This is a genomic window from Photobacterium sp. ABD4_091 (assembly GCF_056160145.1).
In genome coordinates this window covers 17,706-39,978 of the sequence record NZ_JBSWWQ010000008.1, presented here as the reverse complement: position 1 = coordinate 39,978, position 22,273 = coordinate 17,706, and the positions used below count along the sequence as shown (strand labels likewise).

The window sequence follows — 22,273 nt, the reverse complement described above, 5'->3', positions numbered from 1 at the left end:
AAAGTTATGGCAACGGTGCACCAATCGCTTGAACCTGTCTCCCTTGAAGACAGGAAGAAGAAAAAGCCACTGCTGGCTGTCGTTAGGCAAAGGGAAGCATGGCTCTTCTTATTGCCCATGCTTGTCGTTCTTGGTGGCGTGGCTTTATGGCCATTGCTGCGAACCTTTTATTTTTCACTGACAGATGCCTCTCTAACCTCGCCAGAATCGGCGCAATTTATCGGTTTGGAGAACTACTATTTTCTGGTTACGGATCCAAGCTGGTGGAAGTCCGTCTCGAATACTCTTTATTTTGCTGTTGTCTCTGTCAGTTTGGAAACTGTGCTTGGTTTGGGTATTGCGCTGATTTTGAATGCCAACATGCCAACGAAAGGGTTGATGAGAGCCGTTGTGCTTGTTCCTTGGGCCATCCCTACCATAGTGTCTGCGAGAATGTGGGAATGGATGTTTCATGATCAGTTTGGGGTGGTGAATCATATTCTGCTGTCATTGGGAGTGATTAGCGAGAAGATTGCGTGGACTGCCGATCCTAACTGGTCGATGGGTGCGATCATTTTTGTCGATGTGTGGAAAACGACCCCGTTCATGACACTGCTGATCCTCGCTGGGCTGCAACTATTGCCCAAAGAAGTTTATGAAGCAGCAAAGGTCGATAATGTGTCGGCGTGGCACCGGTTTGTATACATCACCTTGCCGCTGCTTAAACCGGCAATTCTGGTAGCTGTCGTCTTCCGCTTGCTTGATGCCTTGAGAATGTTCGACTTGGCTTATGTCCTCACATCCAGCAGTGAGTCGACCATGACCATGTCGGTGTATGCAAGAAAACAGCTAGTCGACTTCCAAGACATGGGTTATGGCTCAGCGGCTTCAACCTTGCTGTTCTTCATCGTGGCTCTCGTAACTGTTTTATACCTATACATGTCGAAAACACGGACCTCAAGGAGTGAGTAAATGAAAATATCAACGCAACGGCGATGGATGAATATTTCATTTTATGCCCTGGTATTTGTCGTCGTTATTTATACCTTGTTCCCGTTTTATTGGTCTGTTGTTTCCTCGTTCAAAACCGGTTCCGGTTTGTTTGAAGTCGAGTTTTTACCCAGCATTGATTGGTCGAACTATCTGAGCGTATTGAATGATGGCGCGTTCATTAAGAATATCGCTAACTCTATTTTCGTCGCAATTTCTGTGGTTTTACTGTCGTTATTTCTGTCGATAACGGCAGCATATGCTTTGGGAAGAGTTTCCTTCAAAGGGCGTACCGCTATACTGATGTCAGTGCTGAGTGTATCGATGTTCCCTCAGGTCGTGGTCTTGTCTGGCTTGTTTGGGATAATTAAGCAGCTGGGTTTGTACAACAACCTGTGGGCATTGATACTGTCATACATGATTTTTACCTTGCCATTTACGGTGTGGGTGTTAACGACATTCATGAAAGAGATCCCAGTAGAACTGGAGGATGCAGCTCGGATGGATGGTTGCTCAACCTGGCGGATGGTGACCCATATTTTCCTTCCGATTATGGGGCCTGCGCTGGTCAGTACTGGCCTGTTGGCTTTTATTGCTGCCTGGAATGAGTTTCTCTTTGCCCTTACCTTTATCCTCAGCGATGAAATGAGGACAGTCCCAGTAGCCATTGCGATGATTTCGGGGGCGAGCCGTCATGAATTGCCATTCGGGGCGATTATGGCAGCTTCGGTAATCGTGACGGTACCCCTCATACTTTTGGTGTTGTTCTTCCAGCGTAAAATTGTATCGGGATTAACGGCAGGTGCAGTAAAAGGCTAAATTAGCCTGTTCTTGAAGTATTTAGCCCATTTTCTCATTGATTTATCAAGCCGAGGCATGTCCTCGGCTTCTATGAATTGTTATCCCCATCACTGTTTATCAACTTGAAACAAAAATGTGACTAGCCCCGGCATCCCTCGTCATGTTTTAATTGCACAATATTCATAAGAACAAAGACAACATAATCAGGGACTAACATGGTGACAATGAAAAGAGCAGCTGCAGGGATAGCAATGGCCTTTTTGTCGCTCTCAGCAGCGGCTTCAAATACGCTTTCTGATACACGTAGCGTGGGTATGGGCGGTGTTGGGGTAGCGTCAGCCGATTACCTGACCGCGAGCTTCCATAATCCAGCATTGGCAACTCAAAACAAAACTCATGATCGTTTTGGAATGATCCTCCCGGTAGTCGGGGCGCGAGTTTATGATGGTGATGATCTTCATGATCGTGTGGATGCATTCCAAGATTTAAATGATCAGTTAGCGACGAATCCAGATCTTGAAGACCAATGGCGTGCTGCCTTGTTAGATCTTGATAACGAGCGGATTGATGGTGATGCCAATGTCGGCATGGTGATAGCTATTCCCAACCGCGTTGTCAGCACCAACTTTTTCATATCGAGTCATGTAACCGCTCTGCTTACCACAGATATTGATGAGGACGATCTCAATAGCCATGAGATCGTGAAATCGAATGCCCAGGGGATTGCTGGGGGTACCGTTGATGTCGGTTTTACGTTTGCCAAAGAGTTTATCTTTCTTGATCGCGACCTGAACCTAGGTATTTCGCCGAAGTTCCAACAACTTTTGGCTTATACCTATCAAGATACCATTGATACCTTCGATGATGACGATATCGACTTTAGCTCTGATTATGTCGATAAGTCCGCATTCAATGCCGATTTGGGTGCCGCTTACGCCCTTAGCCGTAATACCATGGTTGCCTTAAGTGCCCAGAACGTGTTCTCGCAATCACTGAAAACCAATATCAGCAATGGCAGCCAAGCAACCTATGAAGTGAAGGCTCAATACACTGCTGCGGTTGCGTATAATCATCCGCGCTTTACTGTAGCCGCTGATGTTGATTTGAACAGCAAGCAACCCTTCAAGGAAAAATCGTATAAAACCCAGTTTGCCCGTATCGGCCTTGAGGCGGATGCTTGGCGCCTTGCCCAATTACGCCTGGGTTATATCCATAGCATGACGGACTATGGCGATGACTTGATCACCGCAGGTATTGGCCTCAAGCCATTTGGCAAGTTCGGCTTGGATATAGCTGCATTGTATGGTGACGAAGATAACTACGGCGCATCAGCCCAACTCGTCTTCCACTTTTAATATACCCAAGCAACTTGAAGGCATTTGGGTATAATCCTTTTGAAGAGTAAAGACGCTTGTTATAGTGATAACAAGCGTCTTTTTTTCGTCTTTCTTAAACCATCAATTCAATTATTTTGAGTGACTCATGAAGCCTTGTTTTTCAAGGTAGTGGAGCACGGTTTCAGAAAAGCCAATGTGTGATTCACGGGTGTATTTCAAACTGGTGTAGATCTGCGCTAGGTTCTTCACATCGGATGCTTCGATTTTCTCTTTCAGCTCGGGATATGACATATACCGGTTCCAGCCGTCAGTCTCGCGCTGGTGGTAGATAGCCTTGATCTCTTCATCACTATGATCGTGGTAAGTTTCGCTGTGAACCAAGCCATGCAGCGGCAGGCGGTCTCTGGTTTGTGGCGCTTCATCTGCGTAACCCAATGAATAGCCTACGACTGGGACAACACCCGGTGGTAGTTCTAGCACCTCACCGATCTTATCGCAATTAGCCAGCGTTGAGCCCATATAGCAAAGCCCAAGCCCCTTGGCTTCGGCAGCGATGGCAACATTTTGCGATACTAATGTGGCGTCAATGGCAGCAATCATAAAACTCATGAAGTTATCAAAGTTAGGCTTTGCATTATTGAGCGCTAGCCACTTTTTCATCCTTCTGAAATCGGCGCAAAAGGTGAGCAGTACAGGGGCATCAAGCACCATACTCTGCTCCATGTGCGGCTCGAATAGCGACTCTCGGCGGGCCTTATCTTTGGTCACGATAATTGAATATGATTGCATGTTCCCCGAAGATGAAGCCCTTATCCCTGCTTTTAGGATCTCGTTAAGTACATCGTCATTGACAGGTTGGTCGGTATATTGGCGAATAGAGCGGTGGGAATGAAGGTGAGAAAGAATATCCACAGTGCGTCCTTACAATGTGTTGAAGAATCAATAGTGCCAGGCCTTGCTGCAGGCTGGTTATTGATAATCTAAAAGAAAACATCACGTAATGTAAGACGTTTGTTGCTATTGGTTGAGATAGACAACCAATAGGTCAGCTTTGACAGTGTTTGCCAATTTAGGGACGGATGAAAAAATACGGCTTAATAACTTATTGTGGTGGCCGCATACAACGAGATCGATATCGGCCTCTTTGACAATGCCAGCGAGTTTGATGTGGAGATCACCAATGACGACTTGGGTATCAATGACGGGGTAGCCGCATTGCTCTGCCAATACCTGTAATTTTTCTTCTAATGCCTGCTTTTCTTGCTGGGTCAAAGCAACTCTTTCGACACTCACGTGCGCAAAGGACAGTTTGCAATTAGAATCTTTCGCTAGTGAAACTGCTTTGTTAATCACTTCCTGGCTGGTTTGCGTTAGATCCACTGCGACCAAAATATGCTGATAGCTCATCATGACTCCTCTGTAGTGACTTGTAAGCTGTATTAAGTCTAGCCTTGTTTGGGTATTAATCTTGATACCGCCTAACAGCCTGTCACTTCTACACTTTAACATTGGCTGAGTGTTTGGAGGTTATGTGAGTGGGGTGCTTGGTTAGACGGCTCTTTATTTGTCTGGGGCTAACATTATTGCTGGTTGTGCGGGTAGGGGCTGAAACATTGCCGGATATCGGTTTTGTCGACAGTGAGATAGAGCGCCTAAACAATGAAGCCCCCAAGGATGAAAATCTGATCAGCCAGTATCAAAGCTTAGCGCAGAGCTTGAAGAGTCAGGCTGCTTTGGCAGAAGAACAAGAAAAGTTACGCAACCTGATCACTCAATTTCCCGAACAAAGAATACTCCTCAATCAGAAAATCCAAGAGGCGAACCAATTACCCGTTTTCCAAACCGGCCAGCTTGAATCTTATGATGACCTATCCCAAGCCTTGGCCAGATTGAGTGCTTCGCTTAGCGAGTGGCAGGCGGCTTTGAAAACGAATGGCGATGGGCGTAAGAACCTCAATGATTCCAGAATATCGCTCCCCAAGGAAATAGCCAGCCTTAATAGCCAGTTAGAGCAAGCTTCGTTAACGGTCAGCGACAGCACGGACAAACTACAAACGTGGTTGGCAGCGGCTAATTCAAAGACGCTCCAATTGGAAAAAGACAAGAAACTGCTCGAGCAGCAAACTTTGGATGAACGTAGCGAGTTGCTTCAGCTAGAGCAGGAGTTGCTGGCGAAGAAAATTGATTTGGCTACGCCCCTGCAAGTCCAGCTGCAAAACCGCCTAACTGCTATTGAACAAGGTTCTGCCAAAGCCCTTATTGTGGAGGCCGAGCAGTTTAATCGAGAGCTTGGCAGTGCTGATGGCCAAAAAACTAGCCAAGACCTCCCACAACAACATGCTGCCAAGCTGCTCGAGCTTGCCAAAGAACTTGAGAAAGTCTTGCTGAACATCGATGATGCCCGAATAGAAATCCACCGCATTCGAGCGGAAAGGCAAAACCTGACTGATGAGCAGGTGCTGATTCGAAATAACTTGGACTGGCTGAGGGAAAGCACAGCGTTTGGCGCTTCAATCCGAGCCCAGTTACAGCGGTTACCAACCCGGGTGTCGGTTAACGTGATCCCCGATCAAATTGCCAATGCCCATATCAGAAAGTACGAGATCAGCCAGCAGCGCTCAGATGCGGTGCTCAATGAGCAATCAAACAAGCACTTAAAAGAACAATCACAAAGCCAATCCAGATTAAATCATCAGGGGGAGGGGGCAGGGCAAGTGCCACTTACCCAACGGCAACAAGAATTGCATAAAGAGCTACTGTCCCGCCTCAGCCTAGAATATGACAAGCTGATCACTGAATTAAGCCGGTTACAGGCTGCGACTATTCAGTACAAAGACGAGGTAACCAGTGCTCGTTCCTTCCTGCGCGAGCAGCAGTTGTGGATTCGGAGTAACTTACCGTTATGGAAAAACCTCACCCGTTTCGAGATGGATGTCTGGTTTGGTGCCCACACGCCGCTCAAAATCATGTTTGAGCGCACCACCCAGCAGCAACAAATGACGCTAGCGTTTTCCATATTGGCTTATACCTTATTGTTTGTATTGATTCGGGTTAAGCTCACCCGACTCAGCGATCAGCGCCGTACGGAATACAAAGGGTTGTTTGGTCATCCGCTCAAAGACAAGTTTCGTTATACCTTGTATCTGTTCGCGTTGGCCTTGTTCCGGGCGGTTATCTGGCCGTTGTGGTATGGGCTGACAGCGCTTGGGATTTACTGGTTATGGCCGTTACCGACCTCTGGCGACCTCCCGACCTTGATTACGGCCAGTGCCTGGGGACTGTTTGTGCTGGAGCTGATCCATGGTTTGACGGCCAAGGACGGGGTGTTAGACCTGCACCTTAACTGGCCCTCGGAAATTTGCCGCTACCTGCACCGTGAAAGCCGTCGGCTGCGCTGGCCTTTGATTGTGATTCTGCTGGCTTTGTATTGCTCCGAGCTGGTTTCTGGCGAAAAGGAAGCAGAAGCCTCCCGTGTGTTGTTCCTATTACTTGTGGGCTGTATGACCTATATCTATGCTTTCCTGTTCAAGCGAGAGCGGTTGCCGATGGTATTGCCGTCTCCGCTGCATCAGGGGTTTCCGCTGATGCTTACTCGAGGATTGGTGATTGGTTCGTTCCTTGCGATTATGCTGATGTCGGTGATGGGGCTCTATCTCGCTTCATGGGTGTTGCTCAACTACCAGCAGCTCACCTTGTTTTTGATGTTGGGGGTATTGTTGGTCTATCAGATGGGGGAGCGCTGGCTCAAGCTCGAGCACCGCCAACTCAACTACCAACGGCTGCTAGAGAGGCGGGAAGAGCTGATCGCCCAGCAGCAGGAGCAAGCTGATGAACCGCCAGAGTTGGCTGAGTTACGAGAAGTCATGCCTGAAGTGGAAGAGAGCAGCTTGGATGCCGAGCAGGTCAGTGAGCAATCGCTTACACTACTTCGAGGATTGTCCCTGATTGGTTTTGTGATTGCCATGCTGACCTTGTGGTCGAGCGCGCTAGAGATGACCAGCTGGCTTGGGCAAGTTGTGGTTTGGCAAGTCAGTGAGTTGGGTGAAACCGGGGTGGTGATGGTGGATATCACCTTGCAGGCGCTTATCTACGCCTTAATCACGTTACTCGTTACCTTTATTGCCGTGAGGAATTTGCCAGGCATTCTGGAGTTACTGGTGCTGCGCCGGCTCGATTTATCTCCCGGTACCGGATATGCCGCGACGACGGTGCTGCGTTACCTGTTAATGCTGATTGGGGTATTCAGCGCCTGTTCGTTAATAGGTTTCCAGTGGTCGAGCTTGCAGTGGCTGGTGGCGGCATTCGGTGTTGGGTTAGGCTTTGGTTTGCAGGAGATTTTCGCCAACTTTATCTCTGGCTTGATCATACTGTTCGAGCGCCCGATCAGGATCGGTGACATAGTAACGATCAATGATTTATCCGGCACCGTCAGCAAAATCAAAACCCGAGCGACGACTATCATTGATTGGGATAACAAAGAAATCGTCGTTCCCAATAAGGCCTTTATTACCGAAAAGCTGATCAATTGGTCGCTGACCGATCCAATAACCCGAATCGTGATCCCGATTGGTGTCGCTTATGGTTCTGATATCGATAAAGTGGAGAAGTTGCTGTATCAGGTGGCTAATGAGCACCCGCTGGTACTAAAAGATCCACCACCATCCGTCTTCTTCTTGGCTTTTGGTGCCAGCAGCCTTGATTTTGAATTGCGGGTTTATATCACGGCGATTGATCATCGCCTTTCGACCATCCATTTGATCAACAAGAGCATTGATAGTTTGTTCAAAGAGAACAATATTGAGATAGCCTTCCCGCAAATGGATATTCATGTGCGCGATGTGAAGCAGGAAAAAGACAACCCGCCAGGGGATTAGGGCTTGTTGCAACGAGCCTTTACCTTCATGATGGCAAAAGACTTAGTGCTAGAAAGGAAGCAAGATGACTCAACAAGCCTACCCGATTACTGGTCAGTGCCAATGTGGCCAAGTCAGTTATACCCTCAAAGAACCACCGCTCATGGTAGCTGCCTGCCACTGCCAGGCATGCCAGACGTTAGCTACTGCTCCGTTCAGCGTGACGGCCATTGTCGCGGCTTCATCGATTGAATTTAAAGGTGAGATGAAAGGATGGTCTCGGCCAACGGACAGTGGTGGTGTCAGCGCCGCTAAGTTCTGCCCAGACTGCGGTAACCGCGTGTATCATTACGATCCGAACGTACCAGAGAAGATTAAATTGAAATTGAAGTCCCATCAGGATGCCGATTCAATATTATATAAACCGACCGTACATATTTGGGTGAGCGAAAAACAAGACTGGTACCAGATCCCTGAAGGGGTGAAGACCTTTGAAGGCCAGCCTTAATATTGCAGTGAAATCGACACCGGGCAATGATCACTGAGCTGGTAAAGCTTCAACTTTTGGTCAGTATACAGATATTCTGAAAAGGAGACTTTGGTGTCCTTTTCTTGTATTTGGCCATCGATAATAAAGTGATCGATAAAGCCTGGATATTGTCTGACTTCCCATTGCTTTTTACGTTTGTTGTAGGCTTGAGATCGGCAGTGACTGTCTCTGCCTTGGGTGACAAGCGTCGGAGCCGGAAGCCTGCCAGAAGTAAGTTTTTGCCATAACTTATCTCCCTTATGTGCCAATCTGCGATTAAAATCCCCCAAAATGATATAAGGCTGTTTTTGTTCTTGCCGCTCAGTTATCCAGTTTTCGAGTACCTCAAATTGCTCTTTCAATACAGTACAGCTTTTGTTGCGGTGACGGTTGCTGTAACAACCACTTTTTAAGTGAACGGCTAATAGTCTTAAGGCCGGTTTTCCTGGTTGAAATAAAGAAATATCGACACCGTAACGCAAGTACTGGTTACCCCATACATCAAGTTGATGAAGATCGGGATGACGGTGATAGGCAATTCCTTTTCGAATCGCAAAGCCGACAAATTGTGGCCAAATTTCATCGTTGTTTTTATCTTTCCTGCTCGAGAACTCAATTAGGTATTTGTCTAGCGAGATCACCTTACCTATTGACTGGCGGTTAGCCACTTCCTGGAAGGCGAGTACATCCGGTGTAATATCATTGATGATTTCTGCCATTGCTTGATAGTCACGGGGCGTTCTTAACGGAATGATTGTGCGGCTTTTTTCATTCGGAACTTGATCAGTGAGCCAATTAAGGTTCCAAGTGGTCAAAGTAAATGCTTTTGCATGCGATGCAGCCGCTACCACTTGTCCTGAAGTGATAATCATCCAAAGCAAGAGCAAATAATACGTTGGTGGATTAGTCATAATAGCGAGCATCGATGCTGAAATATGTACTTTTACCTCGATTGAGCGAAAAAGCGAGTTGCTTTGATCGCAATGAGGGATGAAAAGCAGATTGAATGTAATGGTAGTCTGATTGCGGGAAATTGTGGCTGTTTCCTCGCAAAGAAAGGAGCTCCCTGGTCAGGCAACAACTCCAAATATTTGACCGACGACTGCGGTCAGGATCATGGCTAACGCTCCCCAAAAAGTCACTCGTCCTGCCCCTATTACTATTGAGGCCCCGCCAGTTCTTGCGGCAATGGCACCAAGAGCAGCTAAGAATATAAGAGAACAGGCTGCAACCATAATGATCACCTTAGGTAAGGGTACAAGCCAGGCGACAAGCAAAGGGAGAGAGGCGCCTATTGTAAACGTCGTTGCTGAAAATATGGCAGCTTGAATAGGGTTTGCTCCCTGATTGTCTGATAAGCCAATTTCATCTCGGGCATGGGCCCCGAGTGCATCATGCTCCATTAGTTGCTCTGCTACTTGCTGGGCCAGTTTTGGATCGAGTCCTCGTTGTTCATAAATTTGAGCGAGTTCATCGATCTCGTCTTCGTAATCCTGCTCTAATGCTTGTTTCTCAATAGCAAGGTCAGCCTCAATAGTATCTAGCTGTGAGCTTACTGAGACATACTCTCCTGCAGCCATAGACATTGCCCCGGCAACTAGACCGGCGATACCAGCAAGTAAGATATTGTGTTGGGTCGCACTGGCTGCAGTAACGCCAATGATGAGGCTGGAGGTTGATACGATCCCATCATTGGCCCCCAGTACAGCGGCTCGCAGCCAGCCGACCCGATTAGAGCGGTGGTTTTCCTCATGGCTCATCAGATACACCCTCGTAGATGCTCAACTTCTCTACATAAAGCATAAGCTCTGTTTGAGCGGGTGCACTGACTTAATCCAGACAACCTTAATCGTGTCTTCCATTACGATTTGAATGTGCCAGAGAAACTCTTAATGTTGATGCGCTGGAAGGTTTTGGCTTTCATACGCATCGGCAAAAGAATGGTTACGATCGCGATGTTTGGCTTCATCTTCACGGATTTTCACAATAACATCTCGCAATTTAGCATTCGACGGTAGCTGGTAATAATCCACAGCTATTTTTGGCGCGGCTACGTTTTCTACTTCACCGCCGTCAATTTTGCTCAGATACTCGGTGTAACTCTTGCAGGCTTCTTCTTCGAAATAGCCAACTACCCGATGCGCAATCTTAGAAGAGAGCAAATAGATCAAACTATACACGACAATGAATGCCCCTTGTCCGAGTAGGACCAATGCTCTTTCAACCCAGCTTGGCTTGGCAATGTCCAAGAAAATCATCAGGTGCATTCTCTCATTCTCTGCCTCATCCAGTAATTCACGGATCCAGCCTTCATCATCTTTCATCCGGCGTAGGGCTTTGAGGTGATTGAACATACCTGCCACCATCCCTGGTACGGCGGCAATGGTCTCCAAGATAACAGCACGTTTGGCATATTTCCTTCCGTAGAAGATATTGAGCAGGAACTTGAGGCACTGGGTAATTTTATATGCCACATGCTCGGAAAGTTTGGCGGCGGTTTTGTGTTTCAATTCGAAATCTGACATAGGTGAGCTCCTATTTTCTTCAACTTTTTCTCCAGCTGGGTGTGGTTTAATGCAGCCTTAAACCGCTCGTCCACACCCAGGGTTTGTCTTATGTATTTCTATTTATGAGGAGGTAGGTTTAGTATTCGCTAGTGACTGACAATTCTCCCTCACCCAGCGTAGAGAGCAGATTTGATAGTAGGCTCGACGCACCAAAACGATAATTCATGCTGTTGTTAGCCCATTCGGTGCCGAACATTCTATCGACCATATCTAAGTACTTTTTAGCTTCTTCGGCAGTTTGAACGCCACCAGAGGCTTTGAAGCCAACCCGATGCTCGACACCCAGCTCTTTGATAACGGACAGCATCGTCTCTGCTGCTTCAAGGGTTGCATTGACTGGCACTTTACCTGTGGAGGTCTTGATAATGTCAGCCCCGGCTTTAATTGAAATTTCAGACGCTTTTTGGATCAGCGAAGGCGTTTTTAGCTCACCGGATTCAATAATGACTTTCAAAGGTGTCCCTCCACAGGCTGCTTTACATTGCTTCACGAGCTCAAAGCCAACCTTTTCATCTCCGGCCATTAGCGCACGGTACGGGAAGGTGACATCCACTTCGTCGGCGCCGTACATAATGGCCGCTTTCGTTTCGGCTACAGCGATGTCGATATCGTCATTTCCGTGCGGGAAGTTCGTCACAGTGACAACGCGAATATCAGGCGTGCCTTGCAGGCGTAATTGTTTTTTGGCAACAGGAATGAAACGCGGGTAGATGCATACCGCTGTCGTATTACCTACCGCTGTTTTGGCGTTCTTGCAAAGCTCGATGATTTTTTCATCAGTATCGTCATCGTTTAGCGTTGTCAGATCCATTAGTTGAAGTGCACGGAGTGCGGCAGTTTTAACATTGCTCATAGATATCTCCCGTTGAGTTACTTCTATTAAAATTCATATACTTGCGCTGATGTATCGTTGTGAATGAGTGTCTGTCAGATACATAACTCAAGACTTGAAAAGAAATGGTTGAAACTGAAAGTAGGGGGATTATAGGAACGGACTGCAATCTATAATAGATACAGAAAATAGACTTTTATATATAACAGATTTTGGGCTGTGCTATATTCCAGCCAGTTGTTGTTTGAAGGGCATTGTCGCGTTGGCTAAATATGAAAAGCTCGTAGAGCAAATTCGCAATCAGATCCAAAATGAAGTTTGGGCCGTCGGTGACAAGCTTCCTTCCCTGCGCAAGCAAACTGAAACTACAGGCATGAGCCTGATGACAGTGCTGCATGCTTATCAGGTACTAGAGAGTCAAGGTTGGATCGTCTCTCATGCGCGATCTGGGTATTTTGTCGCACCCAAAATCCAATATTCGAATACACCAGATTCCGATGTGACGGTGCAGACAACAGAAGCTATCGATATCAATGATTTTATCTTTGAGGTTCTGCAGGCCAGCCGTAAGCCACATATCGTTGATTTTGGTTCTGTTTATCCCGATCCAACACTGTACCCCCGGCAGCAAGTGAACAAATCACTGATTGCCGCAGCACGCACTATGCCGACCTCCAGTGCGCTGGATAACCGCCCTCCGGGTAATAAAGCGCTACGACAACTCATAGCCAAGCGCTATGCGGCACAAGGAATAAGTATCCACCCAGATGAAATTGTGATCACCGCGGGGGCGCTCGAGGCACTGAACTTAAGTCTACAAGCTGTTACCCAGCCTGGTGACTGGGTGATCGTGGAGTCGCCGACCTTCTATGGCGCATTACAATCCTTGCAAAGACTGAACTTGCGGGCGCTGTCTGTTAGAACTCACCCACGAGAAGGGATCGATCTAGATTCACTCGAACAGGCGTTGCAGTCTCATCCGGTAAAAGCATGCTGGCTAATGACTAACCACCAGAATCCCTTGGGTTGCACGCTATCGGTAGAAAAGAAAAAACGTTTGGTTGAGTTGCTGTCAAAGCACAACGTTTTTCTTATTGAAGATGATGTTTACAGTGAGCTGTATTTTGGTGCTAACAAACCACTTCCCGCTAAAGCATTTGATCAGCAGGGTATCGCGATGCATTGTTCATCATTTTCGAAAACCTTGGTCGCAGGTTTTCGGATCGGTTGGGTGGCGGCCGGGAAAATGGCGTTACCTATTCAAAAACTGCAAATGATGAGCACCTTGTCAGCCAGCGCACCGATACAGTCGGCGTTGGCGAATTATTTGTCCACCCGTAATTATGAAAATCACCTGCGTAAATTACGAAGAACATTAGAACAACGCAAATTCGCCATCTGGCAGATGCTACGCACTTACCTACCTGATAGTGTCAGTATTAATTATTCAGAGGGCGGGTACTTTTTATGGATAGAGTTACCGCAACACCTGGATGCGATGGTGCTCTACCAGCGGGCGTTGAAAGATAATATCAGCCTTGCTCCAGGGAAAATGTTTTCTGTTAGCGATCAGTTTAATCATTGCTTGCGACTCAATGCGTCATTTGAGTGTGCGAGAGCAGAAGAAAGCGCGATAAAGCGATTAGCCGAGTTAATCCAAGCTATGTTGGATGAATAGAGCGAGCTCCGAAAGTGCGATTAAATGATGTAGTGCTAAATTGGAGACGAAAGGGGCAGGAAGGCCTGCCCTTTGAGAGTATGCGGCTACATAAAGATGAGAAGATTATTTACCTAACTTCGGTTTACCTAACTTCGGTTTACCTAACTTCGGTTTGTGCCTGCTGGAACCATGTGAGTACCCTTTGTAGATGTTGCTCACCATAAAGACGGGTAAATTGCTGTGTGTAATGGTCATTGCTGGTTTGTAAGGCCAGAATTCGCTGCTCAATATATTCAGGGGTGAGTTCGAGACCGCACTCAACGGTGATGCAATGTTTCCACTCAGCAAAGTTGTTAGGAATGATTGAAGAAGCCATAGGAATTTACTCCAGTAATGATCCATACATATCAACGTTATACAAAGGTGAAAGCGTTATGTATTACTCAGCTGTTATGTTTGTATTCACTTTTTAATCTGGCGTTCTACTGCTTTTCTTGAACTGCTGCTCTTTTATTTCTTTTAGGGCCTTAACCTCTGCACTATATTCAGCCGTTGGCCTTGCCAACAGCCGGGGTATACCTATGGGCTCACCAGACTCTAGACAGTAGCCGTATTCCCCTAAGCGAATACGTTCCAGGGACTCTAGTATTTTAGATAGCAGTTTTTGCTCTCTATCAACGATGCGAAGCGCTATTGCAGACTGTTCTTCATAGGATGCTCTATCATGTTCGTCGCTTAGGCCCTCTTGGTTTAGCATTTGCTCTCGGGCTTCTTCTATGCGAGCGCTGGTCGATGCATGAAGATCGATAAGTCTGTTTTTAAAAAACAGAAGTTGTGCATCGTTCATATAGTCTGACTCAGGCGCGGCCAAAATGTCTTGTTCAGATAACTCTACCTGATCTTGTGGTTTCATGATGTCGTCTCCTGATAGCGCTTAATCAAATTATCTTTGTTTTTTATATCCCGATGTCGCCTACCTCCAGGCGGGGAATGGATCGCTTAACGTAGTCCAGTACTCTTTACCTTTTGCAAGTTCCAGCTCAGATAACAAGCAATCATCGAGGGCGCGTGTCATTGCCTCGTGATCTAGGTTCTGCCCTATGAACACTAACTCCTGGCGCATATCACCGTATGGCTCAACCCAATTTTTCATAATCGCGGACAGGTACACTTTATTGGTTGGCCATTCCTCTTTGGGCACTGACTTCCAGAACAACCCCGCAAAGCCATATCGGGCAATCCCTCCAGCCTGACTCCATTGCCCAGCGTAATCAGGGCGAGAGGCTAGCCAAAAATATCCTTTAGAGCGAAGTAACTTACCAAAGGAAGTTGTGTTATGAATAAATTGATAGAACTTCTCTGGGTGAAATGGTCGCCGGGCAATATAACTGAAGCTGCCGATACCATATTCTTCCGTTTCGGGGACATGCTCCCCCCGCATTTCTTTCAACCAGCCAGGGGCTTGTCGGGCACGTTCGAAATTGAAGAGCCCAGTATTAAGTACGTCATCGATATTCACTTCGCCATGAGAAATAGGAATAATCCGCGCGTGGGTGTTTAGCGTTTTCAAAATAGCTATTAACCTTTCAAGCTCGCTGGCTTCAACCAAGTCAGTTTTGCTGATCAGCAAAACATCTGAGAACTCGACTTGATCAATGAGGAGGTCTGCGACGCTGCGCTCGTCATCTTCGCCTAATGATTCACCTGTCTCTTGTAAATATTTCGCCTCTTCGAAATCTTTAATAAAGTTTGAGGCATCGACCACAGTGACCATAGTATCTAGCTTTGCAACGTCAGACAGCGAGATACCATCTTCATCCTCAAACGTAAAAGTTTCAGCAACGGGTAGGGGCTCGGAAATACCGGTTGATTCAATTAACAAGTAATCAAAACGTCCTTCTTTGGATAATTTATTGACCTCTAGCAGCAAGTCTTCACGCAGGGTGCAGCATATACAGCCATTACTCATTTCAATGAGTTGCTCTTCTTTATGGTTCAGCGATACCTCATTTTGCACTAACGATGCGTCGATGTTTATCTCGCTCATATCGTTAACAATAACCGCAATTTTCTTTCCTTGGCGGTTATTGAGGATGTGGCTAAGTACTGTTGTTTTTCCCGCACCAAGAAAGCCTGAGAGTACTGTTACAGGTAATTTAGCCATATGGAAAACTCTCCGTTAAGATAAATCAATATGTTATGCCAAGGCTTGTCTGTTATGTTATAACATAACCGTTGTGTATTTGAATTGTAGCCCATTTCATAAAAAGTCGTTATAAATGAAGGTTGATGTTTTAGTTGGGCATGAAAAAGGGCAGGAAGACCTGCCCTTAGTGATTACGTAGAATTGAACTATCGCTTACTGCAAGCTCACGCGGTCTGTAACGGTCTTAAGGTCCGTCAGGGTGCCCTGCTCAACATCGATCAGGAAGTTGTCACTGGCCTCACCGGTTGCGAAGCGGTCAAGGATGTAGAACAGAGTACCGAAGCGGACTTTGAACACATCACCAACTGGTGTTGATACGCTATATCCTTCCGCGAAGTGGATGTCACTTTCCATATCGTACAGTTCTTCACTCAATAGTTTGTATTGAGGTAAACGAGACGGTTCGATATCGCGGAATGCTAGTTCATCAGCATTGCGCAGGCGGTAGAAATCGATAGCCAGTTCTTCACCGTTCCATTCGGCAAAATCAATTAATGACATGCCATTTTGGTTGGCTAGCATTTCAGCTTTTTCTTTGGCTCGGCTCCAATCTTGGATAAAGTCATTCAGGTCATCCTGGCTGGTAGAATTTGCACCATCCGCCCTCAAACATGGTAGGCCAAGAGCTTCTTTTAGCTGGCAAACAGTAATATCCGTTTCCAACTGAGACAGGATAAGCATCTGCTTGCCATCCATGTTGAACAGCATGTTCTTGATATCATCTGGCCACTCGTCTGGCAGGAAACGCAGGCGAGTCAGCTCTTTGATATGCCAGTCTGTCAGCTCGTAGTAGTTCTCTGCATCCAGGATATCGCGGTTCCAAATTTCATCGGCCTCAGACTCAACCAATTGGTCGTGCTCTTCGGCATAGTGCTCGAACAGCTCATTGAAGCGAGGCACGTCTTCGATCACCACGGTTTCAACTTCTACCTGATGATTTGGCTTGATTTCCAATACCTTGTAGGCAGGAATATAACCAGCCAATGATGGAGCCTGGATATTGAACAAGGTATAGGTTTCGCCGCCTATGTTGTATTGCTTCATGCCAGTGTCGTTGAAGTGCATGTGGCCGCCGACATGGATACTCAAACCGGTTTGTGCCAGTGCTTTACTGGTGTCATCTTCCGGCTCACGTTTTAGCTGGAAGTTACCTTCGCCAAAGATATCTTCAATTTCTTCCGAGGCACCGTTGTAGAAATCCGTCATAGGGAAGTGACTAAACGACAGCAGGACTTTATTCTGCTCTTTCGCCGCTTTTACGGTGTTGCTGATCCACTCGATAACGTGCTCTTTGTGGGTCAACATCATGTTGTAGCCAGCATTGCTAGAACCCTCATAATCGTTAGGATTGTCAACACCTCCAGACGTATTTGCTTTAGGCTGGTACACATTGGCATCGATAGCCATTAGCCATAGGCCTTCAATAGGCTCAACCAAGTAGGTGCTGTCCGGTACCATTGAACATGAGGTAAAACCATCCTCTTTGTACTCTCCGCCAGTCCCTTCATGGCAGATTTCATACATGCGGTTGGCATAGTTAGCTTCTTTCAAAGCCACATCGTAGGAGTAGTTTTGACGGGCGTCTTCTGAGCTATACGGCGTTTCGAAATACTTGTAATGGGGCTGTGGGTCGAAACCGTGATGGCTGAGGATCCCCATGATTTCCTTGTAGCCCCACTCTTTGACTTCCTCTGTACAGATGGTTGGCAATGGATTGTCAGGGGTTGGAGCAATCGTCCAATCGCCTTCATACCCTACACATTCGTCAGTGGCACCACGGCTATAAATGCGTTGGTCATGGCCGTCACGGCCTAAGTAGTCTTTTTTACCATTCGGGCGGGTAAAAGGACGAACAGGATCGTGGTTGCCCGGTGCGGCGAAAAACTCCAGGCCGTGCTCTTGACGGTACTGATCAAAGATCTTTACCAGGCCGCGCATGTGAACCGGCTGGCCGTCGTCACTGAAGTCTCCAGGTAGGGCAACATATTTGATACCACGGGCCACCACATCATCCAATGCTGCGATCATGGCAAAGTAGTTTTCGTTGAACAGGCGGGTCGATTTCATCTGCGACATCATGGTACGAATGGTTGCGCCTTGTCCGGTTTCAGAGTTGTACAAACCGTCAAAGGACCCGTCTTGGAAATCACCATAGACATCGTGAAAATGGATATCGGGCATGAAGGCGACTTTTAGCCCTTCAACAGGAAGCGTTTTACCGTCATCATTATTGCTCGAATCTGAGTTACAACCTGCCAAGGCAAGCATAGTGAATAATGCCACTGCTGTGCGTTTAATTGCCATTTTATCCTCTGAATAAAGGTTATATTTATTTTTTGGTGGCAGAGAATAGAAATTCAATATGACAGAAATAAAACAATTTTATGATGAAATTGTTTATTAGTTATTTTTTGTTTTTAAGTTGCTGTTATATTTGGTTTTTTATTTGCAAGCTGATGGTTTTTGAACATTCATTGGAATGGCTTATATTTGCTTTGCTTTTGTGTTTTATGATTATTTATTTATGGTTATTGTTACTTTAGTTCAATAATTAATTTTGATTGCACTTTACAATGATTAAAAAATCAGGTGGAGAGATAAATGCAAAGCCAGGCGGTGAGATATTCAGATAGAGCTTTTGAATACTATTTTTCAAAAAGCCAACAAGCATCGAACCTTCCGGCCGTCGTATTTATCCACGGTATTTTGAGCAGCGGACGTCTATTTACTCACCAGCTCATGCCTTGTTTTTCTGCAATGTGTTTTTCTTCATATTCCCTGACCCTGCGTGGCCACGGTTCCCATCAAGCAAAACCCTCCCCGAATCCATTTGAAGATCACGTTAATGATGTAGCAGCCTTCGTTGACTATGTGCACCAACTAGAGAACAAACCTGTCGTCGTAGTTGGGTATTCACTTGGAGGTTTGATTGCCCAGCATGTCTGCCAGCGCGAAGAGGTAGAGCCTAAGCTAGCCGGTATGGCCTTGATGGCATCGGTTCCCCCGCAAGGTTTTAATCAACTGAACCAAGCCATGTGGCTTGAAAACCCAGTGTTGTCTATGGTGCTCGGCCAGGTAATGGCAATGCCGAATATGGCGCTGCTTAATCCGTATTACCGTAACGTTTTAGTAGATGCCTTGTTCGCTAATACACCCGTTCAGCAGCAGCTAGATGCGTTGCTCTGTGAGTTAAAAGCAGAAGATCTTCGGTTGTTCATAGAGCCGCACCTCATAGAAGATAATACTCAATTGAGCGTTCCCGTTACTGTTGTTGGCGCAAAAGAAGATAAGTTGGTACCCGCATCTCTCGTTGAGGCCACGGCGGATTTTTATGGTGTAGAACCTGTTTTTTTCAGCCCTATGGGCCATGCCATGCCGGTGGAGAAAGAAGCAGAACAGCTGGCAGCCTATTTAGCCAAATGGTGCCGTCAGCTCTGAGGCTACTTACGGCCTATTTACGGGTTATTGGCACTGACTCATTCCTTATCTCATTTCACCTCTTATTGAAGGCTTCTACTCGGAGGCTGGTAACTTCCTGATTTACAGTAATGTGAGCTCGGTATTGCCGTTTTTTTGATCTAAAACAACCAACCCCTTCAATACCCCTTTGTGGGTATCCAACCTATTCAGATTAGGCATAAATTAGTTAATAACCACTAAAAGAGTAAGTGTAAATATCTGCACCCTACTGCTAGATCATGACACTTACAGTTTTGGGATGGATTCGGTGGTGTGCCTTAAAGGGGGGCTTTGTTGTGAGTGAGTTCCATGTCTGCAGCTTGATTGTTTACGTCGTGGCTGAGCAGCTTGAATCAATAAAAAAGACCATAGAGAGCTTACCGGGGGCAGAGGTGCCGATTTTGGGTGAATCAGGGAAATTGGTTGTCGTGCTAGAGGGCGAGCAAAAGAACGATATTGTTGGTCATTTTGACTATATCAAACAGTTGCCCGGGGTACTCGATACCACGCTGGTTTACCACCAAATGGAAGAACAATCTGAGCTAAAGGAAGCGTAACATGACAGTTACTAGACGTAGTTTCTTAAAGGCCAATGCAGCCATTGCTGCCGCCAGCGCAGCAGGGTTAACCATACCTGTGTCGGTGGCCAATGCCGCAGAGGGCGAGCAGGAAGTGAAGTGGGACAAAGCCCCATGCCGCTTCTGTGGGACGGGCTGTAGTGTGCTGGTGGGGACCAAGAATGGTCGGGTGGTAGCATCGCAGGGGGATCCTGATGCGCCGGTGAATAAGGGCCTCAACTGTATCAAAGGCTACTTCTTGCCTAAGATCATGTATGGGGAAGATCGCCTGACCCAACCGTTATTGCGCAAGAGAGACGGTAAGTATCACAAAGAAGGTGAGTTCACCCCAGTGAGCTGGGATGAAGCCTTCGATGTGATGGCCGACAAGTTCAAACAGGCACTGAAAGACAAAGGTCCTTCTGCCGTTGGCATGTTCGGCTCTGGCCAGTGGACAGTCTGGGAAGGCTATGCCGCTGCCAAACTGTACAAAGCGGGTTTCCGCTCCAACAATATTGACCCGAACGCCCGCCACTGTATGGCGTCAGCGGTAGTTGGGTTTGGCCGTACTTTCGGTATGGACGAGCCTATGGGTAGCTATGACGATCTCGAACATGCCGATGCCTTCGTGCTTTGGGGATCTAACATGGCTGAGATGCACCCAATTCTCTGGACCCGCCTGACCGACCGCCGTTTGTCATCTGACAAGGTGAAAGTTGCGGTGCTCTCGACGTTTACCCACCGCAGCTATGAGTTGGCCGACAACCCAATCATCTTCAAGCCACAGACCGATCTGGCTATCCTCAACTTTGTTGCCCACTACATTATCTCCAATGACAAGGTCAACCAGGACTTCATGGACAAGCACGTTAACATCCGCAAGGGTGTGACGGATATCGGTTATGGTTTGCGCCCAACCCATCCACTGGAAAAGGCGGCCAAGAACCCGGGTAGCGGCGATTCGACGCCGATGAGCTTTGACGATTATGCCAAGTTTGTCTCAACCTATACCGCGGAATATACCTCGGAACTGACAGGGGTACCGGTTGACCAGCTCAATCAGTTGGCCGAAATGTACGCCAACCCAGAAACCAAGGTGGTGTCTTACTGGACAATGGGCTTCAACCAGCATACCCGTGGTGTGTGGGCCAATAACCTGATTTATAACATCCACCTGCTGACCGGCAAGATCTCCAAGCCGGGTTGTGGCCCGTTCTCTTTGACTGGCCAGCCATCTGCCTGTGGTACGGCGCGTGAAGTGGGAACCTTTGCCCACCGCTTGCCAGCCGACATGGTAGTGATGAACCCGAAACACCGTGAAATGTGTGAAACCCACTGGAATATCCCAGAAGGCACAATCCCACCCAAGCCGGGCTACCACGCGATTTTGCAAGACCGGATGCTAAAAGACCGCAAGCTCAATGCCTATTGGGTGATGTGTAACAACAATATGCAGGCCGGGCCGAATATCAACGAAGAACGCCTGCCGGGCTACCGCGATCCCGCTAACTTCATAGTGACCTCTGATCCTTACCCAACTGTTACTGCTATGGCATCGGATTTGATCTTGCCAACAGCGATGTGGGTGGAAAAAGAAGGGGCTTACGGTAACGCTGAGCGCCGTACCCAGTTCTGGCACCAGCAGATTATTGCACCGGGCGAAGCGAAATCTGACCTGTGGCAGCTGATGGAATTCTCCAAGCGCTTCAAGGTTGAGGAAGTGTGGCCGCAGGAGCTCATCGCCAAGAAGCCAGAGCTCAAAGGCAAAACCTTATTCGAAGTGCTGTTCCAAAACGGCAAGGCCGATAAGTACAGCCTGGATGAAATTGCGGCTGACCAACTCAATGATGAGTCTCGCGATTTTGGCTTCTATGTCCAGAAAGGCTTGTTCGAAGAGTATGCCTACTTCGGCCGTGGCCATGCCCATGACCTGGCACCTTTTGATATGTACCACCAGTCACGCGGCCTGCGTTGGCCTGTGGTCGATGGCAAGGAAACGGTCTGGCGTTACTCCGAAGGGTATGACCCGTATGTGAAAAAAGGCGAAGAGTTTTCTTTCTACGGTAAGCCGGACAAGAAAGCGGTGATTTTCGCCCTGCCATATGAGCCGCCAGCAGAATCACCAGATAACGAGTATGACCTGTGGCTATCAACAGGGCGGGTACTGGAGCATTGGCATACCGGTTCGATGACCCGCCGTGTACCGGAGCTATACCGTTCCTTCCCGGATGCTGTGCTTTACATGCACCCGCTCGATGCCAAAGAGCGCGGGCTGCGCCGGGGCGATGCAGTGAAAATTGTTTCCCGCCGTGGTGAGGTGCTCACCCATGTGGAAACTCGCGGGCGTAACCGGGTACCGCAAGGCTTGGTGTATATGCCTTTCTTTGATGCCGGGCAACTGACCAACAAACTCACGCTTGATGCGACCGATCCAATTTCGAAAGAAACGGACTTCAAGAAATGTGCAGTGAAGGTGGTTAAAGCCTAACTATTGGAAACAGAC

At 47.3% G+C, this 22,273-nt stretch carries 19 protein-coding genes; 9 read left to right on the top strand and 10 right to left on the bottom strand.

The window, feature by feature from the left end; genetic code table 11:
- Positions 1–6: 6 nt before the first annotated feature.
- The 3 genes from ACXAGQ_RS28350 (at position 7) to traF (ending at position 3,125) form a co-directional block, all read left to right on the top strand.
- Entirely contained in the window at positions 7–951 is a 945-nt protein-coding gene (locus ACXAGQ_RS28350; RefSeq protein WP_475258529.1) for a carbohydrate ABC transporter permease, read from the top strand.
- Complete coding sequence (locus ACXAGQ_RS28345; protein ID WP_475258527.1) at positions 952–1,788, top strand: carbohydrate ABC transporter permease; 837 nt, start codon at positions 952–954, stop codon at positions 1,786–1,788. It begins immediately after the preceding gene.
- 197 nt (positions 1,789–1,985) lie between these two features.
- Complete coding sequence (gene traF / locus ACXAGQ_RS28340; RefSeq protein WP_475258526.1) at positions 1,986–3,125, top strand: conjugal transfer protein TraF; 1,140 nt, start codon at positions 1,986–1,988, stop codon at positions 3,123–3,125.
- Positions 3,126–3,236: 111 nt separating this feature from the next.
- Here traF and ACXAGQ_RS28335 read toward each other — a convergent pair whose 3' ends face one another.
- Together ACXAGQ_RS28335 and ACXAGQ_RS28330 are read right to left on the bottom strand one after the other, a co-directional pair.
- Positions 3,237–4,019 (bottom strand): nitroreductase family protein, encoded by a 783-nt coding sequence (locus tag ACXAGQ_RS28335; protein WP_475258524.1) that lies wholly within the window; start codon positions 4,017–4,019, stop codon positions 3,237–3,239.
- 105 nt (positions 4,020–4,124) lie between these two features.
- Positions 4,125–4,514 carry a universal stress protein gene (locus ACXAGQ_RS28330; RefSeq protein WP_475258523.1) on the bottom strand — a complete coding sequence of 130 codons (390 nt, stop codon included), beginning with the start codon at positions 4,512–4,514 and terminating at the stop codon, positions 4,125–4,127.
- Positions 4,515–4,642: 128 nt separating this feature from the next.
- Between ACXAGQ_RS28330 and ACXAGQ_RS28325 the strand changes: the two genes are divergently transcribed.
- Positions 4,643–7,981, top strand: coding sequence for a mechanosensitive ion channel domain-containing protein (locus tag ACXAGQ_RS28325; protein ID WP_475258521.1), 3,339 nt, complete (start codon positions 4,643–4,645; stop codon positions 7,979–7,981).
- A 64-nt stretch (positions 7,982–8,045) separates the two neighbouring features.
- Positions 8,046–8,468: a GFA family protein gene (locus ACXAGQ_RS28320; RefSeq protein ID WP_475258519.1), complete on the top strand. Its 423-nt coding sequence runs from the start codon at positions 8,046–8,048 to the stop codon at positions 8,466–8,468.
- Here the strand turns inward: ACXAGQ_RS28320 and ACXAGQ_RS28315 are convergent.
- From ACXAGQ_RS28315 to deoC, 4 genes are all read right to left on the bottom strand, one after another.
- Entirely contained in the window at positions 8,465–9,400 is a 936-nt protein-coding gene (locus ACXAGQ_RS28315) for an endonuclease/exonuclease/phosphatase family protein (protein ID WP_475258518.1), read from the bottom strand. The two genes, ACXAGQ_RS28320 and ACXAGQ_RS28315, sit on opposite strands and share 4 nt — an antisense overlap.
- 159 nt (positions 9,401–9,559) lie before the next feature.
- The gene (locus ACXAGQ_RS28310) at positions 9,560–10,249 is read right to left on the bottom strand and encodes a VIT1/CCC1 transporter family protein (protein WP_475258517.1); all 690 of its coding nucleotides are present in this window, start codon (positions 10,247–10,249) and stop codon (positions 9,560–9,562) included.
- Positions 10,250–10,378: 129 nt separating this feature from the next.
- A complete protein-coding gene (locus ACXAGQ_RS28305; protein WP_475258515.1) occupies positions 10,379–11,014 on the bottom strand; it encodes an alternative oxidase in 636 nt (211 codons plus the stop codon).
- 118 nt (positions 11,015–11,132) lie between these two features.
- Positions 11,133–11,909, bottom strand: coding sequence for a deoxyribose-phosphate aldolase (deoC, locus tag ACXAGQ_RS28300; RefSeq protein WP_475258513.1), 777 nt, complete (start codon positions 11,907–11,909; stop codon positions 11,133–11,135).
- Between the two features lie 241 nt (positions 11,910–12,150).
- On the opposite strand from deoC, the gene ACXAGQ_RS28295 reads away from it, so the two are divergent.
- A complete protein-coding gene (locus tag ACXAGQ_RS28295) occupies positions 12,151–13,566 on the top strand; it encodes an aminotransferase-like domain-containing protein (protein ID WP_475258511.1) in 1,416 nt (471 codons plus the stop codon).
- A gap of 139 nt (positions 13,567–13,705) precedes the next feature.
- Here the strand turns inward: ACXAGQ_RS28295 and ACXAGQ_RS28290 are convergent, their stop codons facing one another.
- The 4 genes from ACXAGQ_RS28290 to ACXAGQ_RS28275 all read right to left on the bottom strand — a co-directional run bounded on the left by ACXAGQ_RS28290 (position 13,706) and on the right by ACXAGQ_RS28275 (position 18,052).
- Positions 13,706–13,924 (bottom strand): hypothetical protein, encoded by a 219-nt coding sequence (locus tag ACXAGQ_RS28290; protein WP_475258510.1) that lies wholly within the window; start codon positions 13,922–13,924, stop codon positions 13,706–13,708.
- Between the two features lie 93 nt (positions 13,925–14,017).
- Complete coding sequence (locus ACXAGQ_RS28285) at positions 14,018–14,461, bottom strand: TraR/DksA family transcriptional regulator (RefSeq protein ID WP_475258508.1); 444 nt, start codon at positions 14,459–14,461, stop codon at positions 14,018–14,020.
- A 60-nt stretch (positions 14,462–14,521) separates the two neighbouring features.
- Positions 14,522–15,712 carry a zinc metallochaperone GTPase ZigA gene (gene zigA / locus ACXAGQ_RS28280; protein WP_475258507.1) on the bottom strand — a complete coding sequence of 397 codons (1,191 nt, stop codon included), beginning with the start codon at positions 15,710–15,712 and terminating at the stop codon, positions 14,522–14,524.
- A gap of 195 nt (positions 15,713–15,907) precedes the next feature.
- Positions 15,908–18,052 (bottom strand): metallophosphoesterase, encoded by a 2,145-nt coding sequence (locus ACXAGQ_RS28275; RefSeq protein WP_475258552.1) that lies wholly within the window; start codon positions 18,050–18,052, stop codon positions 15,908–15,910.
- 303 nt (positions 18,053–18,355) lie between these two features.
- Between ACXAGQ_RS28275 and ACXAGQ_RS28270 the strand changes: the two genes are divergently transcribed.
- The 3 genes from ACXAGQ_RS28270 (at position 18,356) to napA (ending at position 22,258) form a co-directional block, all read left to right on the top strand.
- The gene (locus ACXAGQ_RS28270) at positions 18,356–19,192 is read left to right on the top strand and encodes an alpha/beta hydrolase (protein ID WP_475258505.1); all 837 of its coding nucleotides are present in this window, start codon (positions 18,356–18,358) and stop codon (positions 19,190–19,192) included.
- Positions 19,193–19,509: 317 nt separating this feature from the next.
- Positions 19,510–19,770 carry a chaperone NapD gene (locus ACXAGQ_RS28265; RefSeq protein WP_222549922.1) on the top strand — a complete coding sequence of 87 codons (261 nt, stop codon included), beginning with the start codon at positions 19,510–19,512 and terminating at the stop codon, positions 19,768–19,770.
- 1 nt (position 19,771) lies between these two features.
- Positions 19,772–22,258 carry a nitrate reductase catalytic subunit NapA gene (gene napA / locus ACXAGQ_RS28260; RefSeq protein WP_475258503.1) on the top strand — a complete coding sequence of 829 codons (2,487 nt, stop codon included), beginning with the start codon at positions 19,772–19,774 and terminating at the stop codon, positions 22,256–22,258.
- Positions 22,259–22,273: the final 15 nt, after the last annotated feature.